We start from the raw sequence: 24,072 nt of genomic DNA on the forward strand, positions 1-24,072 counted from the left end.
CTACCTCAACATATCCCTAGTTTGTTTAGGTCATTTCGCAGGTCAGTGTGTCACTGATGATAGTTTAATCATCCTTTATTTGTTTACTGTCTTGACCGTCAAATATCTATAGCGGTTGTGTAATCAGTTAATTACCAGAGCAAGTGGTTTGTGTAACCAGTTGCATTTGTGTGTGCCAAGTTCGTTATTGTCCTACAGTTAAATCAAGAGCAGTAAATTAGCTAGAGACAAAGAGGCGCAGCAGATGCTTGTTACTTCTCACAGGGATGCTGAACAAAATCAGCCACTCGACTCAATCGATTGGGTTTGGGACATACAGCAACATAAATTGCAGATCGACAAAGCTCAGTTGGAGCGTTTGCTCTCGACCACATTGCCGAATATCTCAGGCAACTTACTGCTGTCCTATTTGAGCTACGAAGACCAATGTGAATTGAGCTCGATGATCAATGCTGCGGCTCACGACCAACAGCCTCGCGTTTACGCGTGTTGTATGAATGTGCAAGATGGGCGCGCTTGTTGGGTATTGCTGTCCTTCTCCGCCTCGCAATCAGGAGTGGTGGCAGGGCAACTCACACCAATGCTCTGCCTATGCTCAGATTCGATAACCGTCAGTCATCTACTATCGCAACTGCTTGATATACCCGAATGCGGTGTGATTGTCGCAGACGACAACGGTCGTATCTTACAGTGCAATTCCTTATTGTTATCTCAAACGGGATACTCACGCGCGCAGTTACTCAACCACTCGCTGGAAATGTTGGCTTCCGCAAAGCACAGTGAGGCTTTTTATCAACAGATATGGCGAAACTTTGCGGCAAGTGGCTATTGGTCTGGAGTTTTACTCGTGCCTAATGCCGTTGGCGTAAACAACCCGCAAAAGGTTGTCATCAAGCGTATCCAACTTGCAGAGCAATCACTGGTGTTAGTGTTGTTTTATGATTTGTCGAAGCAACTCTATCGAATTGAAGATATCGAGAATGATGGGCTGGATATCAAGACTCAGTTACCGAGCGAAAGTCAGTTCACTCAGTTAGTTGTATCAACTCTAGAAAATGACCCGTTATGTTTGAGTTTTGTGGTTGTGTTTACACCACGGTTTTCTGAGCGTGATGAACTCGAGCAAAAGTTTGCTTTGGCGGAGGCTTTGGTGCAAAGTTCGCTTGTGACGTCGGCGGGTTATCTCGGTAGCAATCATTTTTCCGTGTTATTGCAGAGTAGGGATGTTGACCCTGCGAAACAGACGGAGAACATCCATCAAACCATACGCCGCTTGTGTAATGACGTAGGTCGCAGCGCTGGTCTGTCGTTATACCGTACGTTAATGTCGGGAAAAATCGGTGTATCGGTATATAAATTGGATACTCACAACCCCAAGCTGCTAGTATCACATGCCGTTCATGCAACGTTAGAGCATGTTGAGCAAAGTAAAGGAGCGATTAGCTTTTATCACGGCGCTCTAAGTCAAGAAACCATGCGGATTACTAAGCTCGAAAACAGAATCAGTGATCTGATTAAAGAAAGAAATTTAGAGATATTCTATCAACCGATCGTCGACGTGGCTCACTGGGAAATCGTGCAATTTGAAGCTCTGTGCCGTTTCAGAGGAAAGCGGGGCCAACTGCTGAATACCGCTGAAGCGATTATGGTCGCTGAGGATTTGGATTTAATTGCGGATTTAGACTGGTGTATCGGGCGAAAAGTGCTGCATGACATAGGCGATATACAGCGTCAGTTTGGTCGCAATGTGGGGGTTGCGATTAACCGCTCACTGAATTCCAAGTTGCAAGTGGGCGAGGTATTGGAAAGCTTGCGCACTATGGTTGAACAATCCACGATCAACCGTTCCAGTATTAACGTTGAACTCTCTGAAAGCGACTACTTTAATTGTGAACATCAAGAGTCGCCGCTTATGCGCAACATTAAAAGAAGCGGTTTGCACTTTTCTATCGACCGCTTTGGTTCTGGTCATAGTTGCCTGACTTCACTGGCAAAAGGAAATTTTGACCAGATCAAAATCGACAGACATCTGATTCAGGGTATTGCTGCTGGTAGTGAAAATTATGCAGCGACCAAAGCGATTATTGAATTAGCGCATGCGTTGAATACCAAGGTGGTGGCCGTGGGTGTCGAAACGCAATCTGAACTCGAAACCTTATGTGAGCTCGGCATCGACTTTGTGCAAGGTTACTTTATCTCTGAGCCGCTGGCGTTGGATCAACTACAAAATGCGCTGCGATTTAAAGATAGGTTGAGAAAATCTGACTGGGGATACCACAAAGTCAGACGCACTGGACTTCTCAGTATTACCGATACCAACGTACCGTGTATCTCAATACAAAGCAGCATCGATGAGGCACTGCAAATACTGTATAGCAGCAACGAACTGGAAGTGCTTCCCGTATTGGATGAGAGAAGGTGCGTCGGATTCGTGCGGGCTTCACAGCTCTATCAAACAAAAGAGACAGGGCAAAACTCAATAAGTGACGTGGTGGCAAATGACTTTCAAACCATTTCCTATCGAGTGAATCTGGACGAGTTTACTGCTCTGCTCAAAGACGGCTTTCTACTGCCAGCGATTGTGGTCAGTGAAACTGGCAACTACTTGGGAGTGATCGACCAACATGCGGCATTACGCTACTTACTGAAACGCGAAACGTCATAGCTTCAATCTAATCCAACCGGTTTGTTACGGCGAAAACTTACGTAGTCAGATGAAGTTTGTTATTATCTGCAACCATTAAAAGTAAAACAGATCACTTACACTATGGTTCAGCAACTGTTAGCCGTTTTTGCCCCGATGTTACTCGGCGCGCAACTCATCTTGACGCTTATTCTTATCAAGGGTGACATCTGCCCAGGACAACGCGGACGTATTCACAAAATTCTGCCAGCGATTGCCATTCTATGGCTTGCTGTTGCGTCACTAAAGATTCAAGCGATGATGGTGGTGTTTGCCATCGCTTACTTTTATTCTCAGGTTCAGACTAAGAAAACTCGTGACCAAGGACCAATGTGGGTGATGTATTTGGCCAATGGTCTGGCATTAGCGTATGTCGGTATTGTGGTCGCGGAGCAACAAAGTATCGCTGCTGGGCTAAATGTTTTGGTACAAGTGTTACTGCTGGGTGCGCTCTTTGCTCACTTATTGCTGACCATTGCCAGAACACGTTTACAAGCATTCCACCGAATTTTACCGGTTTCCGGAGTTGTCGCGGCAATGCTGATGTCATTAGCGATATTACTTGAAGCCTCGGGTTTAGGTGACGAAGCACTCGTAAGTGCAACCCAGCCACTGTTGATTGGCCTTGCACTGCTGCTTTCAGCGATTGTTATCTGGTGTTGGCACATGTTGATGTCAAAAGAGATCCAGAAAGTACAACTGTCAATCGCGCTGGTGGTTATGCTGGCTGCGACGACGTTTAACCAAGGATTGTTTGTTCTTTAGAACTGACTCACTTTAAATTTAGCGATTTGTAGCTACGCTTGTTTGTATAGGGTAAGCAGAGGAGTGCAGCTATGGATCTGAGCAATGTAGGCAGTTTGGATAGCATCATCCTATTAGGCATCGTCAATGAGAAGCTGCGTCTAGAATGCGATAGCTTCGAAGAGCTGGCGAGCATGTACGAAATGGATGTTGAAAGCGTGGTCGGTAAGTTAGACGTTCTCGGCTATCAATATGACCCGCTTACCAATCAGTTCAAATCATACGACAGATAACGTTCTGTTGCTGGAATAGACAAAAAGGAGGCCTTGAGCCTCCTTTTCTAGTTTTCGACTAAACCGTCTTTATCCCTTCCAAGTGGCTCTTGGATTGTTGTCTTGCAGTGGTAAAGAACGCCTGTAAATAGCGCTTGTTTCGGTCTGAATGACGAGTGGCTGCAAACAGTCTGCGCCACAAACCGTCGCCTAATGGAATACTAGTGATTAAGCCCTGACGAGAAAACTCACTGATCGCCCAGTTTGGCAACGCGGCAACGCCCAAGCCAGCGGAGACCATCTGCACCAGCATCAAGGTATTGTCGGCCTGTTTCCACTTCGCAGGTTCTACTCCCGCAGGTTGCAAGAAGTGCTTAACCACATCCAAGCGATTTTTCTGAACGGGATAAGAGAGCATGGTTTCTTGACTTAAATCCTGCGGCTCGATGTACGTTTTGTTCGCCAATGGGTGATTGGTCGCTGTAACCAAGCGCATTTCAAAATCAAATAACGGCTCATAGTGGACTTCTGAACGAGGTTGAATGTCTGAGGTGATCACTAAGTCGAGTTCACCGTTCACCAGTGCTGGCAGCGGCTCAAAGCCAAAACCGGAGGAGAAGTCGAGCGTTACGCTCGGCCACGCGACTTGATATTCGCGCAGTGCAGGCATTAACCATTGGAAGCAAGAGTGGCACTCAATTGCCATGTGTAGCCGTCCATTCACGTCTTCTTTCAGACTGGCGAGTTCGTTCTCCGCTTTGGCTAACTTTGGCAGGATATCATCTGCCAGCTTCAATAATATTTCGCCTTCAGAGGTAAACTTTACCGGACGGGTTTTGCGCAGAAATAACTGACCACCAATTCGAGCTTCGAGGTCTTTTATTTGATGAGACAACGCCGACTGAGTGAGATGCAACGAGGTTGCGGTCGCAGTCAAGGAGCCAGTATCGCGCAACGAATTTAGCGTTTTTAGATGTTTAAGCTCTATCATGAATTCCTTTCAACCTTGTCCATTCTTTATGAAGAACTCTTAACTTAACCCGTATTTTAAGATGTGTAAACATCTAGACGTCTAATTGTTCTTTAAGGTGTGAATATTTGAGTAGCTAATGTATGGATTATTCGTCATGAATTTTTTTAATAAACAAGTTGAATAATTGGATGTTGTAGAGAACAGGGTTTAGCGAGATAGTTTAGCCATCCAGACATCTTCGATAATAAGTTTCCAGTGTCGATGCATCGTCTGACCGAACAATAAATGACTTCTAAAAAGGATTATGAACATGGCTATAACAACGCACATTCTTGGCTACCCACGCATCGGCGAAAAACGAGAACTAAAATTTGCTCTAGAAAAATACTGGCGTGGTGAAATCGACCAGGCTGAACTAAAAAATGTCGGTTCAGACCTGCGTCAAAAAAACTGGGATACACAAGCTCAAGCTGGACTTAGCTTTGTTACCGCTGGCGATTTTGCATGGTACGACCATGTACTGACGACAACATTGTTACTTGGTCACGTACCAAAACGCCATCGCAATGGTTTCCCTGACTTAGACACGCTGTTTAAAGTTGGTCGCGGACAATCTCAAGCTAGTTGTGGTTGTAGCACAGGCAGCGCTGCATCAGACATGACTAAGTGGTTCAACACCAACTACCACTACATCGTGCCAGAGTTCAGCAAAGACGATAGCTTTGAAGTAAGTTGGCCGCAACTATTTGAAGAAGTGAATGAAGCGACCAAAGCGGGCCACAAAGTTAAGCCAGTGCTATTAGGTCCGATAAGCTACCTGTACCTGGGTAAAGAAGTTGAAGAAGGATTTGACCGCTTAACGCTGCTGCCACGTTTGTTAACGGCTTACCAGCAGATCCTGGCGAAACTAGCGAAGCAGGGCGTTGAATGGGTACAAATCGACGAGCCAATTCTGTCTCTTGAGCTGGAAAAACCATGGTTAGACTCGTTTAAGCTCGCATACCAAGTGATCCGTAGTGATGTAAAAGTTCTTTTGACCACTTACTTCGATTCGGTAACCGATTCGCTAGACAAAATCGTTGAGTTGGATGTTGACGGTCTGCACGTGGACTTATCGGCAGCGCCAACACAATTACAGCAAGTAGCAGACAAACTGCCAGAAGGTTGGGTACTGTCAGCCGGTGTTGTTAATGGTCGTAACGTATGGCGCGCAGACTTGACTACACTACGCGAAACACTGCAGCCAATTAAAGATAAACTGGGTGACAAGCTTTGGGTGGCAAGCTCGTGTTCACTGCTACACAGCCCGGTAGACCTAGATCTTGAGCCATCTTTATCTGAAGACGTACAAAGCTGGTTCGCTTTCGCCAAACAGAAAGTCACGGAAGTGGCGTTGTTAGGTAAGGCTCTAGATGGCGACCAAGAAGCTATCCTAGCTTGCGATACTTACAGTGCACCGATTCAGGCTCGTAAGACATCGAAAGAAGTGAACAAACCTCAAGTTCAGGCGCGTTTAAGCAAAGTGACTCAAGCGTTGGCAGAGCGCAGTGCGCCATACGCAGAGCGTGCGGCTCACCAAAGCGAAGTGCTTGGCTTACCGCTATTCCCAACCACGACAATTGGTTCGTTCCCACAAACAAGCGAAATCCGCGTGCAGCGTAGTGCGTACCGTACGGGTAAACTGTCTGAAAGTGAGTACGTTGAAGCGTTGAAAGGTCACATTGCAGACGCAGTTAAACGTCAAGAAGCGCTGGATCTGGATGTTCTGGTACACGGTGAAGCCGAGCGTAACGACATGGTGGAATACTTCGCAGAAAACTTAGCGGGCTTCCAAACAACCAAGTTCGGTTGGGTACAAAGCTACGGTTCTCGCTGCGTGAAACCAGCCATAGTTGTCGCGGACATCGAACGTGAAAAACCAATGACAGTTGAATGGTCAACTTACGCTCAGTCACTGACTTCAAAACAAATGAAAGGCATGCTGACTGGTCCTGTAACGATTCTGTGTTGGACATTCCCACGTGAAGATATCTCACGCAAAGAAATTGCCGACCAACTTGCTCTAGCACTGCGAGACGAAGTGTCAGACTTGCAAGATGCGGGAATCAACATTATTCAAATTGATGAGCCAGCAATTCGTGAAGGTCTACCGCTGAAGAAACGTGACCATGCGGAATACTTAAACTGGGCAGTCAACGCATTTAAGATTTCTGCGGCGAGTGCGAAACCAGAAACACAGATCCACACGCACATGTGTTATTCAGAGTTCAACGAGATTATTGATTCAGTTGCCGCGTTGGATGCAGACGTGATTACCATCGAAACTTCGCGCTCGAACATGGAACTGCTGAAAGCGTTCGAAGAGTTTAACTACCCGAACGAAATTGGCCCTGGCGTTTACGATATTCACTCGCCAAACATTCCAAGTGAAGACTGGATTGAAGGTCTTATCAACAAAGCCGCTGAAAAGATCCCTGCGAAGCGTCTTTGGGTAAACCCAGACTGTGGTCTTAAGACTCGTAACTGGGCTGAAACGGAAGCGTCTCTAGCGAACATGGTTTCTGCGGCGAAAAAGCTGCGTAAAGAGTTCGCTGAGCAAGCATAACGTTCACTTACGTTTAACGACCAATGCCGACCTAATTAGGTCGGCATTTTTTGTTTAGGACGATTAAGCTCGTTAAATCGCTTCACCGTTGGCGGTAACTTGAACATCGATGTTGCCACGTACCGCGTTTGAATATGGGCACACTTGGTGAGCAGTACGCGTCAGTTCAAGCGCTTGCTCCATTGGTAGTTCAAGTTCGGCTGCAAGGCTGACAGTGAGTGCAAAACCACCTTTATCATTTGGTCCAATACCGACTTCAGCCGTCACTGGTGCTTGTTTCAATGTCACCTTCGCTTCACGTGCTACGTGTAAAATAGCGTTGGAAAAACACGCGGCGTAACCTGCTGCGAACAACTGTTCTGGGTTAGTCGCTTGGCCGTTACCGCCCATTTCTTTTGGATAAGACAGGCCGACATCCAGTAAGCCATCATCCGTTTTAACTTGACCGTTACGACCAGCAAGAGCGGTAGCTTGAGTTTTGTATAGTGTTGCCATTGGGTATTCCTTAATAATTTAAGTTGTAAACAATCTAATTGTTTGCAATCTTATATCGAAATAATCGAGTAACGCAAGTATATTGTGCACAATTTATTTTTAGAGTGACGTCCAATGAACCAATGCCAAGGTGATACCCAACTACGAGAAGAGGAAAAACTGCGCTTGGATAATCAAGTCTGTTTTCCGTTATACAGTGCAGCGAACGCGGTGATCAGGGCATACCGCCCATTACTGGATGAGCTTGACCTGACTTACTCTCAATATCTAGTGATGATGGTGTTATGGGAACAAAACGGTGTCAGCGTTAAAGATGTGGGGCATCGCTTGCATCTCGACTCAGGGACGTTAACACCGCTGTTAAAACGCCTAGAAGTAAAAGGGTATGTGGAGCGAGCGCGCAGCACTCAGGATGAACGCGTGAGAGTGTTAAATCTCACTGAGCAAGGCAGAGAGTTAAAACTAAGAGCGCAGCAAGTACCGAATGCGATTAAGTGTAAGGTCGATATTGAACTGGAAGAAATGCTCGAGCTTAAGCGCTTGTGTGAAAAAATCCTGACTAAGCTCGACTGAAGAGTTGTGCTTGATTCAGCGTTTATGATTGGGCGTCAGGAGGTGACGCCCACGCTTCGAGGATGAAACCCCACTGGTTTAAAAATGCATGTTTATTCAATAGGGGGTAGCACTCGGTTGTCTCCCGAGCTAAAGGCGATAGTTTGACTAATTTGCGTTAGGCTACGCCCACTTTCCGTTTGCCACTGAGCAAAAGCCTTGCTTGCTGCTTGAAGCGAACGTCTAGTATCTCGACCGCCTTCAATTACTTTGCAGTTGCGTAAATACGCTTCCACGTCACCCGATAAGATAAAAGTATCGACACCTAACTGGCGCAACGAATAAGGGCCTGTATTTCCGCCTAAACGATTGCCGTACTTTTTCAGATGCGCCCATAATTCGGTGATCTCTTCACTTGGCCAGTTGGCAACCATATTGCCGAATGAACCGTGCTTTAATGAGGCTTCATGGATCATTTGTGCGTTTGCGAGAATCGACTTCACTTTTGCGTGATGACGGATAATACGAGTATCGGCGGCTTTGTTGTCCCATTGTTCATCAGACAGCATCAGCAAAGGTTCGATTTTAAAATCAAAGAACACTTCTTCGAAGTTTGGCCATTTGTTTCTCACCACACTCCAAGAGATGCCACTTTGGAAAATTTTCATGCTAAACGCGGATAACCAACGGTCGTTAGGGATGGCAGCAACCTGTTCTTTAGTCAGTGGCGTAGAAAGAAGTGCTTCTAACTTGGCTTCGCCGCCTTTCCGCTCGGCTGCTCGGTGATATATGTCTTCGTATTTTTCTAAAACCACGGTGCTGCTCTCCATCTTGGTGGGCTTAACATTGTCTAAACAAAAGATAACCGGTTAATGACATTCTAAATTGCTCAGCGCTTAAAGTCTGCGACATATATGGAGGATGTTGATTCATGAAGAACATTTTAGTCGCACTGGTGACTGGTGCATTACTGTCTGGTTGTCAGTTGACCCGAGTAGAAGGGGAATACCAGGATGTTGAAGTCAAACTCAATACCAAGGGGTCTGACTACGAATATGAGCGAAAAAGCCGAGGTTCGTTTTGTCCACCAGGACAAGCGAAGAAGGGCAATTGCTAAACAAGGCCAGAGTTGACTCTGGCCTTTCTCTTAGCGTTAACGCGGAGAGTGCTTTAGTGCATTGCTACCATCAACGATCTGGTAGCTGATCCCGGCGATGTCGAACGACCTCATCAGGTGCTCTAGATTGGTATGGTAAGTCACTGTTTTTCCAGTTGGAAAGTACACTTTTAGTTTCATTGCTTTGGCTGACCTTAGATATAATTATTGTTATGCAAAATGATGTCTTTATTTTTTGCGTGAGCATTCTAAAATTATGCATATATATTCTCAAGGTTAATTTTTGTGAAACTGACAAAATGGTGAAAAAAAGCGACTCACTTTCGTAAGCCGCTTCAAATAAATGATTTTCAATAGAACTAATCAGAGGTTTCTGCTGAACTGATTAATCGCATTGACCACCTTGTTGGCACCCGTTTGGATATCTTCCATGGTTTGGCCTGCTTCGGTAGATAACGCGAGCGCTTCACCTGCTTGAGCGTGGCACTTAGCGATGAGTTCGACGGCTTCCGCCATTCTACGAACGTTTTCAGCAACCACACTACCAATCTCTTCTGTGGTCGAGTTGGTTCTTGAGGCAAGGTTTCTTACTTCGTCAGCCACCACCGCAAAACCACGGCCTTGTTCGCCTGCACGAGCGGCTTCGATAGCTGCATTCAATGCAAGAAGGTTAGTTTGGTCTGCAATATCACTGATGCTGTTCACCAATCCGTTTATCTTGTTCGAGTGCTGGCTTAAGGCTTCGATACTTTCGCTGACCTGACTCATCTGTTCGGTTAACGCTGTCATACGTTCAATGGTTGAGCTAACAATTTCACGGCCTTGCTCGGTCTGCTGACCTGTTTCTTGCGACACATCGTGTGCGATAAGAGCGGCTTGAGCCACCGCTTGTTCTTGAATGACTTGGTCAGTAATGACGGTTGCGAACTTAACCACTCGGTACAGTTCACCACGGTCGTTGTGGATAGGGTTGTATGAGGCTTCCAACCAAACGACCTGACCGCGGCTGTCGATTCGCTTAAAGCGTTCGGATACAAACTGCCCACTCGCGAGTCGTTTCCAAAACGCTCGGTATTCGGGAGAGTTGGCTTCCTCTGCATCACAAAACATACGGTGATGTTTACCGACAATCTGTTCACTGGTGTAACCCATAGTATTTAGAAAGTTGTCATTCGCGCGGATGATTTCACCAGACAAGGTAAACTCGATGACTGCCGTGGAGCGGTTCAACGCTTTGAGCATGTCTTCTTGCTCGCGCGAATTTTGAATAGTGCGAGTTAGCTCGGAGGCAAAAATAACAATGGATAGCAGCTTGCTGTTGATATCGCGGATTGGCTGTACAATCGCACGCAACCACGCTTCTTCACCGTTCTCTTTGGCAATTTGCAGTGCACCGTTCCAGTGTTTACCTTCTGCGACCGCTGACTTCATCAGTCTAAAGTGTTCGGTATCTCGAGCAAATTCCGGAACCAGTTCGGTGATATGTCGGTTTAGAACCTTATTCTCGGACAAGTTTAATTCTGAGCAGAACTTTTCATTAACCGAAACCACTTGGCCACGCGGGTCGAGTGAAATTCTCAGCATGTCGAGATCAAGACTTTCTCTAACTTGTGTTAGAGCGTGTAGCTTCTCTTTTAGTTTTTGGTTTTCTAGCAGCAAAGAGCGATTGAAAAACATGTATAGATCCTATTTTTATTGTTGTTGATGGAGTACCAGTGTTGAGCAGCGACAAGCTGAAACTTGATAGGATGTTTTACATCGTAATCGTTTTATCAACATTAATCACTATATACGATGTGATACAAAAAGATGGATCAGGTTACATTTTGTTAAGATTTGGTGGAGCAGGAAAGGCGACACTAAGTCATAAAGAAGGTCAGTTCTGAGCTGGATATAGAGAGTGATTTGTCAGTATTTCATGTACTGACAAATCGCTTTGTCGTTAATGGTTAACCAGAGTTAGACCACTTGGCAGTGCATCACCAAACACGCGTTTCGACTCACTTTCAGAAAGTTCTGATACTTCTTTGACAAGTGTAATCCAAGAAGGCGAGACTTTACTTTGTTTAAGTTTTTCCAATACTTGAACGCGGAACTCATCGGAAATATCGAACAACCTATCACCCGTTTTACGGCATATCATTACCGCAGCAAAGGCGATCATTGGCTCTTTCTGCCAATTCTTATCCAATAGTTTCGGCAACCACTGCTCTGCTTGCTCACGAGGAATAACATTGTGTTGGCTACCGTAAAGTGGTGTACGTGAAGCCAAGCGACCCAAAGCCCACCAATGCGCTTGTTCAAACTGGTTAGAGTTGAGTGCTTTATTTAGGAACCAGCTAGACAGTAACACTTTGTCTTCGACTTCTAGGTGTTCTAGAGAGGCCGCAAGACGTACCATCGATTCGTAACCCATCTCCTGAGCCGCTTTTGCTGACTGAGGATTTTTCATCGCACCTGGATGAAGATACTTAGCGATATCAGCGAGTATTGTCTCTTGCTGTTCTTGGTTCAAACCACCGGCGATACGACGCCAGAACACCCACCAATCGGTCCAGCCTTGATGGTTTTTAAATTGGATGTTTTGTTGGTAGAGCCCCCAAACTTGTTCAATTCGCCAAGAGTCGGTTGCGTCACCAAAACCCGGACGCAATGAGAAACCTGCCAAACGTAACCAGTTCTTTTCATGTTGCTCAGAACGGCGACGGCGTTTGCGACCTTGAGCGAAAGCGTCGAACAAGTGGCGTAGCGTTGCGAAATCCCATTCGTCGCGCTTACCGAGTTTCTTCTCAAGATCTTTGGCGAGCGTTTTGATCTCTTTTGAATCGGCACTCTTCTTGTTGCCGCTGTAAATGCGTGTGATCAGCGCTTTGCATTCGGCAAGGCGAGGGGAGAGCACTTCTTCTTCGCTTTGCTCTGCTTTTTGGTTACGTACCTCAAATTCAAGCGCCCAACGTTTCGCGTCGTCATCGACGCTGACGCATTCCATTTTCAGTGTGCCGACTTCCGTTAACTGACACGCTAGCTGAACTTCAACACGTTCCTTTTGGTTGGCTTGCAGTTCAGCCCCTTCACCTTCTAAGGTGGAAATGTACGGCGGCAGAGGAGCGAATATATCGGGGTCAACGTCTACGATGACGCCGTTTTGAATCTGAGCGTCGTTGGTTAATGTGTCGTGTGTTGAGGTCAATAAGTTAAAACGTACCGGTTCGCCAAGCGTTAACGAGAAGCGGCGACCACTTAAACGAATCTCGTGACCTTCTTCAGTACCTTTGGCGAGTAGGCAGAGTGCTTTGCCCATTTTGTTCTTCTGTTGAAGATGCAAGAAATACGAACGAGCGGCACCACCGCCAATTTTGAGTTGCGCACCACGACGCGCTTTACCAAATGCTACGGCACCCAACGCCACAGACCAGTCTGGGTGCGGGTTGTCTAACACCGTGACAGGAGCTCCGCGCCACTTGCCGAGCAATTGTGTGACACGCTCCGTGACAAGGTCACTATTGAACACGCCGCCGTTGAGAAGAATACCGACCGGGATAGCAGGTTTGCTGGTATCTTCTTGGCCAAGTGCCGCGTAGGAGACTTGTTGGTGTAAGCCCAAAAATTCAGCAACGTGTTTGCTCACCGCTGGATCTGCCACGTAAGGCAGGCCAAATTCAACTACTGCGCTGCGACGTTTATCTGGGGTTTGTGAGAAATCAGAAAGCGGGAAAAAACCATCCAGCGCGATCTGATGAACTTCTTGTTTGGTTAGGCCGATACTCTTAGTGCCACCGAGTAGTTTTGAGCCGCTGCCAAGCATCGTGATCTTGACTTCATCCGGTGCGCCCGAAGAGAGCAACTGCTCTTTGGCTTTACGGGTTTGCTGGATAAGTTTCGTCAGGCTGGCGGCATTGAGTTTTTTGCTCTGGCTGAATCGACTTTCCGCCAAATGGGCTAGGGCTAAGTCAAGGTTGTCACCACCTAGCATTAAGTGTTCGCCAACGCCAATGCGGTCAAGCGCAAGTTCATCTTGGTTGAACTTTGCTTCGATCAGGCTTAAGTCTGTGGTACCACCACCAACGTCACAAACGAGTATCAGTGGCAGGTCTTTTAGCTCATCAGATGCCGTTTGCTGGTGGCGCGCATACCAGTCATAACACACGGCTTGCGGCTCTTCGAGCAAGACAATTTTATGCAGCCCGGCGAGTTGCGCTGCTTCTAGCGTCAGTTTACGCGCGGTCTCGTCAAACGATGCTGGTACTGTAACCACGACTTCTTGGTCTTCAAGCTTGTTGCTTGGGTTGCGATAGTTCCAAGCTTGACGGATATGGTTGAGATAACTCGCACTGGCGATAACCGGAGAAACCTTGTCGACATCGCTTGCGCCTGCCCATGGTAGAATATCGGAGTTGCGGTCGACCGCTTGGTGTGAAAGCCAGCTTTTCGCACTGGATACTTGGCGACCTTCAACTTTTGCGCCCAGCTCACGTGCCCACTCACCGACAATCAAGTGTTTGATGTCGCCTTCGACTGGTTGGTTGTCCCAAGGGAGTGTGAGGTCGTTTGGTGAGATTTGTCCTTCAGCTGGGTGGTAGCGGAAAGAAGGAAGTAGGGGTTTACGTACCACTTCACCTGGACCAATCAGTTGGTCAATGTCGAAGAGGGATACTTTGGATTGTTGTAAATCATCGGTAATTTCACAGAAGGCGACAACCGTATTGGTGGTGCCCAAGTCGATACCGACAAGGAAACGAGGGGATGCCATGACAAAACCTTATTTAAAAACGGCACCCCAAAGGATGCCGCTTGAATTTACTTATTGTTCTTCGTTTGAATCTTGTTTGTTGTCTTCGCGGACATCAAACTCAACGTGCCATTTCTGACCGTTGTCGGCTGCGATTGCCTCTAAGTAGAGTGTGCCAAGTTCAGTAACGCGAGTAGCCAGCGTGACAGGCACTACTTCACCTTCTCGGCGACCTTCAGAAACCGGCAGGGTGACCTGAATCTCTGGCAACTCTTCCAGTTCATCTTGTCCCCAGTGGTCGAGGTGTGTACCTGCTGGGTCATCGCGACGAACCGTCGAACCAAAGAACTGGAAGTTAACAGGTTGACCGATGATCAAACCAAACTCTTGGCTTGGGACTTCAACACTCGAACCTTCTTCCATACCAAATGGAGCGACACAAAGTGCTTCCATCGGTGGTGCCATACCTGGAATTGCAGGCATCGCGCTTTCAATACCAACATAGTAGCTGGATGCAATACCGCCGCGGATACGTACACCCTGCCCACGACGTACAGAACCGTAGTAAGATGCGCCGCATGCAACTGCTAGGTCAAGATCAACGCCCGTTAGGCGTTTCGCCATTTCGCAATCAGCGTCGATAAGCCATTCATTGATGGTCTCTTCAAGGCGATCAGACAACAGTTGTGACTTAAGTACACCACCGTTAAATAGAATTGCAGTCGGTTTGATAAAATCAGTTGATGGCGCTTCACCACCAGGCATACCTGGCATATTTGCGAATGGATTGAAATCTTGTGTCGCTGCCGCGTCGCCGTTATTTCCAGACACAGAAAGTGCATTCGCTTGTTTAGATAAGAATGCGGCGATATGGCGAGTGATACCCGCGTCCTGAGCGTATGGCAGACCCATTTGTGTTAATGCGCCGCGGTTACGTTGAACCGGGTGATCAGTAACAGAAACTTTCGGGAAGAAACCGTCGACCAGTGTTTGCTGGACTTCTTCTTGCGTCAGTTCCGTTTTTAGCGTTGCGCCAAGCAGTTTAGAGCCACGACTAGGTACAACGATTGGCACTGATTGCAATTCGCTATCGTTCAATAGCGCTTCTTTTGCGTCTCGGCAAGCGTGTGTCATTGCCTGAACTTGCCATGGCTGTAGCTCTTTGCCTTCTTGCGCGAGCTTCATTTTCAAGCGGTACGCAAGCGCAAGGTCCATGTTGTCACCGCCAAGTAGAATGTGTTCACCGACTGCGATGCGGTTCAGTGTTAGGTTACCGTTGTCTTCTGTCACTTCGACCAAAGAAAGGTCCGTGGTACCACCACCGATATCAACGACTAGCACGATATCACCAACTGACACTTCGTCGCGCCATTTGTCGTTGCTGTTATCGATCCAGTTGTACAGTGCCGCCTGTGGTTCTTCTAATAGTGTCAAATGCACCAAGCCAACGTTACGTGCGGCTTCTGCTGTTAAGTCGCGTGCTGCTGGGTCAAATGACGCAGGTACGGTAATCGTTACATCTTGGTCAGACAGAGAATCATTTGGATGAGCGTGATTCCACGCGTCTTTTAAATGTTCTAGGTACAGTTCAGTTGCGCGAAGTGGTGATACTTTCTCGACTTCTTCTGGGCTGCCCGCTGGCAAAAATGCGTCACGACGGTTAACACCACCGTGGCAAAGCCAAGATTTAGCACTCGCCACCAAACGAATCGGCGTTTTAGAACCTAGGTTACGTGCAATCGCACCAACCAATGCTTTCGGTTCGCTGGACCACGGCAATACGCGTGATTGAGGGTTCATTTCGTGCTCGTGCGGTTGGTACAGGAACGAGCCTAACTGGCTACGAGTTTCAACCGTGCCCGGTGCAGTAAGTTGCGGAATAGGCATCACTTCCACGCGTGCATCTTCATCGTGAGTATCGACGTAAGACATCACACAGTGCGTAGTACCTAAGTCGATACCAACGCTGAATTTAGGTGTTTGCGGCTGTTTTGCCGCTGGGTTTTGATGTTCCATTACAGCTCAACCTCTGCAGGAGCAATAACTGATGCATCGTAGTTTTCAGTCAGCTTAGGTAGGTTCATCGCGCTCGCTTTCCAACCTTTGTGTACCAGCGTGCCGCTGAATGGTGCTTGACCCGTTACGTTACCGGTTAAGCGAATTTCTTGAGGGTTAAAGCCTGATTCTACGGTAATACGAGTTTCTTCGTCTTCATTGCGAATATGCTCAAGCGTTACGTAGTCGTTTAGGACTTTTTGACCGCCAGTGTGAATAACGCGAGCCGCAGCGCCTACTTCATCATCTGAGAATGAAGTTAGGTCTTCTTTAAGGAAATCAATTAAGCGCGCTTCTTGCTGCATGATAGACAGCAGTTGCATTGCTGAGTCAGTAGATGCCGTCGCAAGTTTCGATTCCACTTCAACAACTTTCTCTACCACTTTTTCTACTTCGACAACTTTCTCAACTTCAACGATCTTTTCGACTGGCTTTTCTACTTCAACGATTTTCTCAACCGGCTTTTCAACGACTTTCTCGATAACTTTAGATTTGCGAGAAACTGCAATCAGCAGCAAAAGAACACTAGATGCCGCTAAGCCAGCATGTAGCATATCGAACGTTTGAGGGATCATTTGTAAATCGAACGTCATGACATTTCTCTTATGGTTACTATTCAGGAGAGATTGACTCAATCTCTAGATTGGCTATCCCTGCAATAGGAGGCCAAATTATGATAATAAATTGGGGCAAATAGTATCACATTCAATCTGTCACGCTTGTAGAAATCTAGCTTTGCGCCCTGTTTTGTCAGTTAACTGATGTATTTTTATGCGCTTTTTGTCAGGATTTTAATCCAGACAGTGAACTCTGCGTCGTTTTTTCATGCAAAAGTTTAGAAACGCTTTATGTTGCTGATTATCTGACTATAAGATTAAGGTGAACGTTAACGAAACGGCTAACTCAAGGTTTATGCGAATCCCGATTCCGAGAAAGATCCTTTATCCAATTTTGGCATTCTTATCGACCGTACTAGCAACTGCGGTTTTGGTTTATTTTGCCTTTCAGTCGCAATTAAGATACGCCAGTGGTTTGTTCAATAACCTTGCTGAGCAACAAGCGGGGAATTTGCAGGAAGTGCTGGAAAGTGATTTGCAGTTCATCGGCACTGGCGCCAATTACTTCCATTCCACCAAACCAGAGAATTGGGATACCTTTCCTGTCTTTGCTAAAACGCTACTGTCATCCTCAGATACTCTAATCGGTTTGCAATGGATGCGCAGGGTAGAGCCGAATCAGCTACCTAAATATACCGCCGAGATGCGAGAGGCGTATCCCGACTTTACGCTCTATACGGTCCCTAAAGACGGACCAAAGACATTTGGCTATATCATGCCGCATAATGAACCGATTTATGTGGTCTCGGATATCTATCCGATGAGCGATGCCAATATCGGTTTATTAGGTTTTTACTCATCTCGCGTTCGTTTCCAACTGGTACTGGATGGGATTCGTGCAACCGGTCAGCCAAGTGTGTCTGATAAAGTACGCTTGTTACAAGACGGCTTAGACCGCTCACTAGAGAAAACTGGCTTGCTGGTTTATCACCCAGTGTTTGACCTAGAATCGCAGCAGAATTTAATTGGTGTTGTGGTCGGCGTGATTCGCACTACCAACTACTTTAAGAATTTGGTGACGAGAACCGCCTCCGGTCAGGATTTACTGATCAAAGTCACCGATATGGGGTTTGATGCCGAAGACGACCCTGTGCTTTATCAAAGTGAAGGCTGGCAAGAAACCCAAGGGATGGAGATCAGTAAAACCGTCAAACTGCCTAACCGCGAATGGATTGTGGATTTTAAGCTCGCAGAGCGCTTTACTAACAACGATTTACTCGTCCAGCGCAGCGTATGGATAGGCGGTTTGGTGATCGCGTGTTTGTTTAGCTACATCGTATTTCTGCAAGTCCGAGGCAAAGAGCGCTTGTCAGTTCTGCTTGATGAACGTACACGCGAGCTGCAATTTATGGTGGATCACGATGCGTTGACGGGACTACTTAATCGCCGCGCGTTTAACGAAGAACTGCAGGCGAGAGTGATGGACGATAAGCTTTTTGCCTTGGCGAGTTTTGATATCGACAACTTTAAGCAGGTCAACGACAGTTTCGGCCATACCACTGGTGACGAAATGTTGGTCCATTTAGCACGCGAAGTGGAAAAGCACCTGCGTCCGGATGAGCTTTTTTTCCGCACGGGCGGCGACGAGTTCAATATTATTTCTAATATCACTGATTATAAAGAGCTGTACGAGCACTTAAATTATATTGGTCGCGCGGTATCATCGTCTTATTTGTCATTTGGTAACTTAAAAGTGCGTAGCTCGCTCAGTATCGGCGGAGTCGTCAGAACAACGGAAAATGCCGAAGATACCGTGCAAATGGCCGATACCCAGCTATATAAGAGTAAGAAAGCAGGTCGCAACTGCGTTACGGTTGCAGAATAGCTAGGGCGTGTTGACCTTTCGCGGTTAAATTTTGTTCGAGATAAAAGCGTTTTAATCGCGGTGAGTGGCGGACGGCTAGTTGTGTGTCGCCTAGCATTCTAAGCAAATACCTCTCAACAATGAGTAAAACGCTTTTAGCGGGGGCGCCCAGCTCGAACCCTTTGGGCAGCGTTTGTGGCTCCTTTCTACTGCGTTATCGGCTTATCAGGTAGAGTAACTACATTTCAAAGCCTCTGCCTTGTATAAAGAATCCACAAACTGCTGCAAAAATAATCTCGAAAGGTCAACACGCCCTAAGACCTGACGCGCAAAATTCGAATTGTGCTGAGTTCTGATGTAGAATCCCGCCCCTTCGAAATAATACAAAGAAAGGCGAGTGATGAACCATAACCGTATAGTTTGCTTCGATCTAGAGATGTGTTGCTGGAATGAAAACGGCGTCGGTACCACTGGTGAAATCATCGAAGTAGGTTTGGCTGAAATCGACTTAGTCAAAGGCGAGATCGTCAAACGCGCGCAATACTACGTTAAGCCAGAGCAAGATGAAGTTTCGCTTTTCTGTTCTCAATTAACGGGAATCACGCCAAGAAAAATCGAGAAACAAGGTCGTCCGTTGGCTGAAGTGATCAAATCTATGATCAAAAACTTTGGCGGCGCGAACAAAATTTATGCGTCTTGGGGGCGAGATGATATTGTGTTGGCACAAGAGTGCGAGCAAAAAGGTATCGAGATGCCGTTTAGAGAGTTCATTAATCTGGCGACGCTTTATCGAGTGCAAAACCGTCTTAAAGACAAGCGCATTGGCCACAAAGCCGCTCAAGAAGCCAAAGGCATTGAATGGGAAGGACGCCAGCATTCTGGATATGTGGACGCTTACAATCTGGCAAAACTCGCGTTAACCATGCTGTAAATGAAAACGTACTGAACATAAAGAAAGGGGAGCTGAAGCTCCCTTTTTACTATCTGGTTGTTGGTGTACCAAGTATCAAGACGAAGGATTGGTCACTGATAATTTAGCGCGAATAAACTCGCTGTGGTCGACGTAAAGCAATTCTGCCGTCTTTCTGATCACCGCATCTTCGAGCGGGTCGATTTTTCCGTCCGCATTGGCCACTTCCCACATCGCTTGAATCAATGCAAAACGCGTTTCCTGGCTCAGCTCTCTCAGTTGTGAGGTAAACTCGTATAACGATGCAGAATTACTGCGAGCCACTTGAGCGCGGTTCAATAATCCTTGTGCAGCTGCCTCGTCGAGACCAAGTAACTTACCTAGCAGACTAAATTTGGCTTTCGTTTCCGCTTCGTCAACTTGGTAGTCTGCGCCTGCGACTTCTGACAATAGGCAAGCAATCGCTAAGTTTGGGTCTGTGGTAGGCTGTTTGCCTAAATCATTGCCGTCCAGCAGTTGCTTAAATAGTTTGGTTATCGAATTGATCATATCGTGTATCTCTTACGCCTTTATCTTTATAGATAGTGATTAATGGTTGAGATCACAAGTGGCTTTACACAACAGTTATACCAATCGTAGTAAATAACTGTTCATTCTAGCTTGTTAAAATACTCGATAACTGCGTTAACTTTTCGTTTAAAGTAAGTTGATTGTAGAATAACTACTTATCGAAAAATTTTGCCTTGTTCTCAAGCATTTTTCCTACGCTATTTCTGACCATTTACTTACTGTGATTGGTATTACTTTTCATTTATCGGCGGGAAGTCGATTTCTTGCCCATCGGCAGTCAGGATTGAAATGCGCTGTGGTTTTCCCTGGCTGTCCAGTTTTAGCTCGCCAATTGCACTGGTGTTCACCAAACGACGCGTACCGGGTGTGTTCGGGTCACGCTTTTTGATCTTCAAACGTTTACGCTTGGTGAAGAAGTTCAGAGGCGAGCGAGGTGAATAGAGCAGGCGGTCTGCATGGTCACAAAACGCCAATAATGGCTCAGGAAAACCATTCTTAAAACCGCTACAGGTGATTTGGTAGATGTTTGGGCTACTTTTACGAAAACGCAATTTAATGTCGTAAGCGAAGGAGTAGTGCACATCACCGGAGAGGATGACAAAGTTAGTCGGGGTTTTGGTATGGGTAAAGATACTCAATAGGGTATTGGCACTGCCCGGATGCGCCATCCAGTTTTCTGCATCCACCACCAAAGGGTGACCAAGGCTGGTCATAGCCCGCTGTAGGGTTTCGATGAACTTAACGCCAAAAATCGGCGCGGCTGATACAACAATCACTTTGTCTTGATGCATGAGCTCTTGCTGGAACTCGATCAATGCTTCCCAATCCATCAAGCCGGATGGTTTGTTCATGCGAGATTCTGAACGCCAGCGTCGTGTCCTGGTATCGAGCACCACCACTTTCGGCGAAGTGTGAATGGTGTAGTGCCACCTCTCAAAGCTATACAGGTATTGAATAAACTCGTCTTGAGTCTCACTGTTTGGCTGCGAGAAATAGGCGCGCGCCAACTCAAGGAACTCATCGTTAAAGTTTTCTGGTTCGTTGCCCCAACCTTGGCATAACCAGTAAGAGATCAATCCGTTGCCAATAATGCGTTTGGAAAACAGGTTAGTATAGGCGGCTTTTTCCCAGCCGATCGTCAGATTCCAGTCATCGGTGACATCGTGGTCATCGAAAATCATATAGGTCGGGATATGAGCACTTAACCTTTGGCTGTTCGGTAAGCCTTGAATAAACCCGTCTAGGTTGTGCTTCTCTTCACGCCAGACTTGCTGCCAATTCGGTTCTATCTGCTTACCGTTGAACTCGAAGCCTTGGTCAAGTAAACGGCTTGAGTTTACCAGTTTCCACAACACAGGCGACCAAGTCAGCAGATACATGGCAAAAAACTCAGCGAAGGTAATCAAGTGGTTTTCGCACTCTTTGGAGCTGAAAATCGGCACATTCCATTTAGGGATAATTTTAGTGATCAGTCGGCCATCGTCGACGTAGTGCGGCAAAATCTTATCGCGTCCATAAATGTAGTCTGGATGCGCGCGCAGTTCATCACTGTTTGCAATTGGTGCATCTTGAAACGATTCCCCAGCCAATCCGAGCAAGTCAATCACTTGATCAATGGCATCCAGTGTTGGGCCCGCTACATGGTCTGCGTAGATTTGGTCACCACTCATCATCAATAAATCCGGACGCTTTTCAAACGGCAGTTGTGCGACCTTTTTGTCGGCGGCAACCAGTGCGTCTGCGCTGGAATGGTGTGGGTTACGGCAAGAACCATGCAGCACGTAATCGGCTTTGTCAGAAATGACGATCGTTAATCGTTTTTCGTTTTCATACAACAGCTCAGGAGAGAGTGTTGATATCGCGCCGTGTTGCGTTTCAAACTCGTACTCTAGTGGTTGATTCAGCGGGAAATCTCCCTCGAAATGCGCCAATGTGACCACCGCATGTTCACCCACTTGAATAGATTCGCATTGGCTTAGGTCAGCACTGAATACTTCTTGCTGTTGTTGATGTCGGTAGAGTTTGAAAGCGCCTTGGATTGGCTCGCGGGTAACGAGCCAAAAGACCAGCTGATTTGAAGTGGTTTTACGCAGTATTGGGCCTGCGATGAGGAAAGGAATCGTTTGTGATGTCATTGATTAATCAGTTGGCTCTTCCATCAGTTCAGGGTTTTCAAGTAACTCGATGACTTCTGAGCTAGAACGCTCGTGAGCCATTAAGAAAAGTGCAAGCATAGCATCTGCTTTGGCGTTTGTATCTGAACCTTCTTCTAGGATTTGTATCAAGCGCTCACGAATAAGTTCTATTTCGTGCTCGACGAAGCCTCGTCCTTCTTCTTCACCTTGGTTTTCCTCCGGCGCAGAGTCAAACTCAAGAAACAGCAGGTCGTTTTCTTGTTGCACGTTAACCAATCGTTCAGGTAGCCAGTATTCGCCGCACACTACCTCAGGATCAGTGTCAATATTGAGTGAATTCAGTAAGTTCTTTAATTCAGATGCTTTCACAATCGTCAGCTTTAGTAGATCATACGCTTTTATATTAACGGCTTAGTACCAAGAAACATAAGTATTAAGACGCTCAGTTGGTTAAAAACTGAGTTGTTGGAAGCAAAAAATGACAAAACAGTGGGACTTTTCTCGCTTCGTAGTAGGGATGTGCGTTGCTTGCTTTGCATCTCAATCATCAGCAACCGAGTTGCTTGATTCAGATGAACAGGAATGGGGAATTGCAGCAATGTATCGCGTTGCGTCAATTCCGTTCGATACCGATGACGGCGACCAAACGGTCAGTACGTTTGTTCCGATGATTTTCTTTGACAATCAATACGTGTTTTTCGACGGCACAGAAGGTGGCTTGCACTTATTTGATAGCGAAGACAAAACTTGGCAACTCAACGCGCTCGCAAGACTCCGATATGTTGACCTACCAGCGTATGTACAGAACGCCAATGAAGGCGACTCTTCAGATTTTGGTTTACAGCTTCGTTATCAATTTGACGAGAACTGGCATGTCGACACCGAGTTGATGACAGACTCGGAGTACCGATTGCACGGCAATTTTAAAGTGGCCGGTGAGTTTGAACAGGGCAGTTGGAACGTAAGACCGCATTTGACTTTACGTTATAAAGAAGCGGATTTTAATAGTGCTTATTACGCGTTTTCAGACCGAACTGGTGACCGCATTGGTGCCGGTGTTGACGTGAAACTTGGGGTAGATGCGCGCTATCACGTGGTGTCGAATCTTTACTTACTCGGCTCGACGAGCGTTACCCGTTTTGATGACAACGCCTACGACTCACCACTGATGAACGACCGTTATCAAGGTGAAATGTTTGTTGGTTTCGGTTTCTTTAACGATAAAACCGCCGAGCGAAAGCGTCAGATTGCTAATAAGTCTTATCTACGTTTTGCCCACGGTTGGGCAACGCCGTCAAATATCGGTGAAATCATTAAGTTCCAAAGTGAGACCGATTCGGAAAACAACCAAATGAGCTCGGTTTTTTATGGTTACCCGTTAACCGACGAGCTTTTTGGCTTACCGATAGACATTTATCTTACACCGGGCGTAGCGCATCATTGGTCGTCGGATTCTCAATCAAGTTCAACCGAGTACGTGGTGGCAATGAAGGCCTATTACACCTTTAACTGGCCGACGCAGTGGCGATTCGGTGTCGCAGAAGGGGTGTCATACGTCGACAGCATCACCAACATTGAGCAGACGGAAATGGATGAGAAGGGCTATACGCCAAGCAACCTTCTGAACTATCTCGACTTTTCACTAGACGTAAACATCGGCGATTTGATAAATGTCTCTGACTTGAAGAATGTGTGGGTGGGATATTCACTCCATCATCGCAGCGCTATCTTTGAAAAAGCGTCTCAGTTTGGCCGCATCAAAGGTGGCAGTAACTACAACACGCTCTATCTTCAGTACCACTTCTAAGCGC

Annotated in this window: 20 protein-coding genes and 1 pseudogene; 9 read left to right on the forward strand and 12 right to left on the reverse strand. The window is 46.6% G+C overall.

The annotated features are described in order from the left end of the window. Positions 1–244 precede the first annotated feature (244 nt). The 3 genes from AKJ31_RS07045 to AKJ31_RS07055 all read left to right on the forward strand — a co-directional run bounded on the left by AKJ31_RS07045 (position 245) and on the right by AKJ31_RS07055 (position 3,720). Complete coding sequence (locus AKJ31_RS07045) at positions 245–2,665, forward strand: sensor domain-containing phosphodiesterase (RefSeq protein WP_053408397.1); 2,421 nt, start codon at positions 245–247, stop codon at positions 2,663–2,665. A 102-nt stretch (positions 2,666–2,767) separates the two neighbouring features. Beyond that, complete coding sequence (locus AKJ31_RS07050) at positions 2,768–3,448, forward strand: hypothetical protein (RefSeq protein ID WP_053408398.1); 681 nt, start codon at positions 2,768–2,770, stop codon at positions 3,446–3,448. A gap of 71 nt (positions 3,449–3,519) precedes the next feature. Beyond that, the gene (locus tag AKJ31_RS07055; RefSeq protein WP_053408399.1) at positions 3,520–3,720 is read left to right on the forward strand and encodes a DUF4250 domain-containing protein; all 201 of its coding nucleotides are present in this window, start codon (positions 3,520–3,522) and stop codon (positions 3,718–3,720) included. 58 nt (positions 3,721–3,778) lie between these two features. On the opposite strand, the gene metR is transcribed toward AKJ31_RS07055, so the two are convergent. Further along, entirely contained in the window at positions 3,779–4,690 is a 912-nt protein-coding gene (gene metR, locus AKJ31_RS07060) for an HTH-type transcriptional regulator MetR (RefSeq protein ID WP_053408400.1), read from the reverse strand. Positions 4,691–4,982: 292 nt separating this feature from the next. Here metR and metE point away from each other — a divergent pair, with 292 nt between their 5' ends. Then, positions 4,983–7,277, forward strand: a complete 2,295-nt coding sequence (gene metE, locus AKJ31_RS07065) for a 5-methyltetrahydropteroyltriglutamate--homocysteine S-methyltransferase (RefSeq protein WP_053408401.1) — start codon at positions 4,983–4,985, stop codon at positions 7,275–7,277. Between the two features lie 72 nt (positions 7,278–7,349). Here metE and ohr read toward each other — a convergent pair whose 3' ends face one another. Further along, complete coding sequence (ohr, locus tag AKJ31_RS07070) at positions 7,350–7,772, reverse strand: organic hydroperoxide reductase Ohr (RefSeq protein WP_053408402.1); 423 nt, start codon at positions 7,770–7,772, stop codon at positions 7,350–7,352. A 114-nt stretch (positions 7,773–7,886) separates the two neighbouring features. Here ohr and ohrR point away from each other — a divergent pair, with 114 nt between their 5' ends. Next, a complete protein-coding gene (ohrR, locus tag AKJ31_RS07075; protein WP_053408403.1) occupies positions 7,887–8,345 on the forward strand; it encodes a transcriptional regulator OhrR in 459 nt (152 codons plus the stop codon). 92 nt (positions 8,346–8,437) lie between these two features. Here ohrR and AKJ31_RS07080 read toward each other — a convergent pair whose 3' ends face one another. Next, positions 8,438–9,139, reverse strand: coding sequence for a DNA-3-methyladenine glycosylase I (locus AKJ31_RS07080; RefSeq protein WP_053408404.1), 702 nt, complete (start codon positions 9,137–9,139; stop codon positions 8,438–8,440). 116 nt (positions 9,140–9,255) lie between these two features. On the opposite strand from AKJ31_RS07080, the gene AKJ31_RS07085 reads away from it, so the two are divergent. Beyond that, the gene (locus AKJ31_RS07085; RefSeq protein ID WP_053408405.1) at positions 9,256–9,441 is read left to right on the forward strand and encodes a hypothetical protein; all 186 of its coding nucleotides are present in this window, start codon (positions 9,256–9,258) and stop codon (positions 9,439–9,441) included. 36 nt (positions 9,442–9,477) lie between these two features. On the opposite strand, the gene AKJ31_RS23200 is transcribed toward AKJ31_RS07085, so the two are convergent. From AKJ31_RS23200 to AKJ31_RS07105, 6 genes and pseudogenes are all read right to left on the reverse strand, one after another. After that, positions 9,478–9,621, reverse strand: a complete 144-nt coding sequence (locus AKJ31_RS23200) for a hypothetical protein (RefSeq protein ID WP_169780624.1) — start codon at positions 9,619–9,621, stop codon at positions 9,478–9,480. Positions 9,622–9,804: 183 nt separating this feature from the next. After that, positions 9,805–10,230, reverse strand: a complete 426-nt coding sequence (locus AKJ31_RS23590) for a methyl-accepting chemotaxis protein (RefSeq protein WP_245639033.1) — start codon at positions 10,228–10,230, stop codon at positions 9,805–9,807. A gap of 108 nt (positions 10,231–10,338) precedes the next feature. Beyond that, positions 10,339–11,118: pseudogene (locus tag AKJ31_RS23595) on the reverse strand (PAS domain-containing protein); the annotation flags it as partial. A gap of 265 nt (positions 11,119–11,383) precedes the next feature. After that, positions 11,384–14,191 carry an Hsp70 family protein gene (locus AKJ31_RS07095; RefSeq protein ID WP_053408407.1) on the reverse strand — a complete coding sequence of 936 codons (2,808 nt, stop codon included), beginning with the start codon at positions 14,189–14,191 and terminating at the stop codon, positions 11,384–11,386. A 51-nt stretch (positions 14,192–14,242) separates the two neighbouring features. Further along, on the reverse strand, positions 14,243–16,186 hold the full coding sequence (locus AKJ31_RS07100; RefSeq protein ID WP_053408408.1) for an Hsp70 family protein: 1,944 nt from the start codon (positions 16,184–16,186) through the stop codon (positions 14,243–14,245). Then, a complete protein-coding gene (locus tag AKJ31_RS07105) occupies positions 16,186–16,818 on the reverse strand; it encodes a DUF2760 domain-containing protein (RefSeq protein WP_053408409.1) in 633 nt (210 codons plus the stop codon). The genes AKJ31_RS07100 and AKJ31_RS07105 overlap by 1 nt, the downstream gene beginning before the upstream one ends. A 286-nt stretch (positions 16,819–17,104) precedes the next feature. Here AKJ31_RS07105 and AKJ31_RS07110 point away from each other — a divergent pair, with 286 nt between their 5' ends. Together AKJ31_RS07110 and AKJ31_RS07115 are read left to right on the forward strand one after the other, a co-directional pair. Continuing rightward, the gene (locus tag AKJ31_RS07110; RefSeq protein WP_333706563.1) at positions 17,105–18,667 is read left to right on the forward strand and encodes a CHASE domain-containing protein; all 1,563 of its coding nucleotides are present in this window, start codon (positions 17,105–17,107) and stop codon (positions 18,665–18,667) included. 379 nt (positions 18,668–19,046) lie between these two features. Then, on the forward strand, positions 19,047–19,577 hold the full coding sequence (locus tag AKJ31_RS07115; RefSeq protein ID WP_053408411.1) for a 3'-5' exonuclease: 531 nt from the start codon (positions 19,047–19,049) through the stop codon (positions 19,575–19,577). A 75-nt stretch (positions 19,578–19,652) separates the two neighbouring features. On the opposite strand, the gene AKJ31_RS07120 is transcribed toward AKJ31_RS07115, so the two are convergent. The 3 genes from AKJ31_RS07120 to AKJ31_RS07130 form a co-directional block, all read right to left on the reverse strand. Beyond that, positions 19,653–20,105 carry a tellurite resistance TerB family protein gene (locus AKJ31_RS07120; RefSeq protein ID WP_053408412.1) on the reverse strand — a complete coding sequence of 151 codons (453 nt, stop codon included), beginning with the start codon at positions 20,103–20,105 and terminating at the stop codon, positions 19,653–19,655. Between the two features lie 251 nt (positions 20,106–20,356). Further along, positions 20,357–22,261, reverse strand: a complete 1,905-nt coding sequence (locus tag AKJ31_RS07125) for a metallophosphoesterase family protein (protein ID WP_053408413.1) — start codon at positions 22,259–22,261, stop codon at positions 20,357–20,359. Positions 22,262–22,264: 3 nt separating this feature from the next. Further along, positions 22,265–22,630, reverse strand: a complete 366-nt coding sequence (locus tag AKJ31_RS07130; RefSeq protein WP_053408414.1) for a VC1380 family protein — start codon at positions 22,628–22,630, stop codon at positions 22,265–22,267. Positions 22,631–22,778: 148 nt separating this feature from the next. Here AKJ31_RS07130 and AKJ31_RS07135 point away from each other — a divergent pair, with 148 nt between their 5' ends. Then, positions 22,779–24,068: a MipA/OmpV family protein gene (locus tag AKJ31_RS07135; RefSeq protein WP_245639034.1), complete on the forward strand. Its 1,290-nt coding sequence runs from the start codon at positions 22,779–22,781 to the stop codon at positions 24,066–24,068. Positions 24,069–24,072: the final 4 nt, after the last annotated feature.

Source organism: Vibrio hepatarius, from assembly GCF_001274785.1.
Lineage (GTDB): Bacteria > Pseudomonadota > Gammaproteobacteria > Enterobacterales > Vibrionaceae > Vibrio > Vibrio hepatarius.

Bases quoted from the DNA above. Each gene is read 5' to 3' on its own strand.
- AKJ31_RS07125 (WP_053408413.1), bottom strand. From the start codon at position 22,261: ATGACATCACAAACGATTCCTTTCCTCATCGCAGGCCCAATACTGCGT.
- AKJ31_RS07095 (WP_053408407.1), bottom strand. From the start codon at position 14,191: ATGGCATCCCCTCGTTTCCTTGTCGGTATCGACTTGGGCACCACCAAT.
- AKJ31_RS23200 (WP_169780624.1), bottom strand. From the start codon at position 9,621: ATGAAACTAAAAGTGTACTTTCCAACTGGAAAAACAGTGACTTACCAT.
- AKJ31_RS07115 (WP_053408411.1), top strand. From the start codon at position 19,047: ATGAACCATAACCGTATAGTTTGCTTCGATCTAGAGATGTGTTGCTGG.
- AKJ31_RS07100 (WP_053408408.1), bottom strand. From the start codon at position 16,186: ATGGAACATCAAAACCCAGCGGCAAAACAGCCGCAAACACCTAAATTC.
- metE (WP_053408401.1), top strand. From the start codon at position 4,983: ATGGCTATAACAACGCACATTCTTGGCTACCCACGCATCGGCGAAAAA.
- metR (WP_053408400.1), bottom strand. From the start codon at position 4,690: ATGATAGAGCTTAAACATCTAAAAACGCTAAATTCGTTGCGCGATACT.
- ohr (WP_053408402.1), bottom strand. From the start codon at position 7,772: ATGGCAACACTATACAAAACTCAAGCTACCGCTCTTGCTGGTCGTAAC.
- AKJ31_RS07085 (WP_053408405.1), top strand. From the start codon at position 9,256: ATGAAGAACATTTTAGTCGCACTGGTGACTGGTGCATTACTGTCTGGT.
- AKJ31_RS23590 (WP_245639033.1), bottom strand. From the start codon at position 10,230: ATGACAGCGTTAACCGAACAGATGAGTCAGGTCAGCGAAAGTATCGAA.
- AKJ31_RS07105 (WP_053408409.1), bottom strand. From the start codon at position 16,818: ATGACGTTCGATTTACAAATGATCCCTCAAACGTTCGATATGCTACAT.
- AKJ31_RS07050 (WP_053408398.1), top strand. From the start codon at position 2,768: ATGGTTCAGCAACTGTTAGCCGTTTTTGCCCCGATGTTACTCGGCGCG.
- AKJ31_RS07135 (WP_245639034.1), top strand. From the start codon at position 22,779: ATGTGCGTTGCTTGCTTTGCATCTCAATCATCAGCAACCGAGTTGCTT.
- AKJ31_RS07120 (WP_053408412.1), bottom strand. From the start codon at position 20,105: ATGATCAATTCGATAACCAAACTATTTAAGCAACTGCTGGACGGCAAT.
- AKJ31_RS07045 (WP_053408397.1), top strand. From the start codon at position 245: ATGCTTGTTACTTCTCACAGGGATGCTGAACAAAATCAGCCACTCGAC.
- ohrR (WP_053408403.1), top strand. From the start codon at position 7,887: ATGAACCAATGCCAAGGTGATACCCAACTACGAGAAGAGGAAAAACTG.
- AKJ31_RS07055 (WP_053408399.1), top strand. From the start codon at position 3,520: ATGGATCTGAGCAATGTAGGCAGTTTGGATAGCATCATCCTATTAGGC.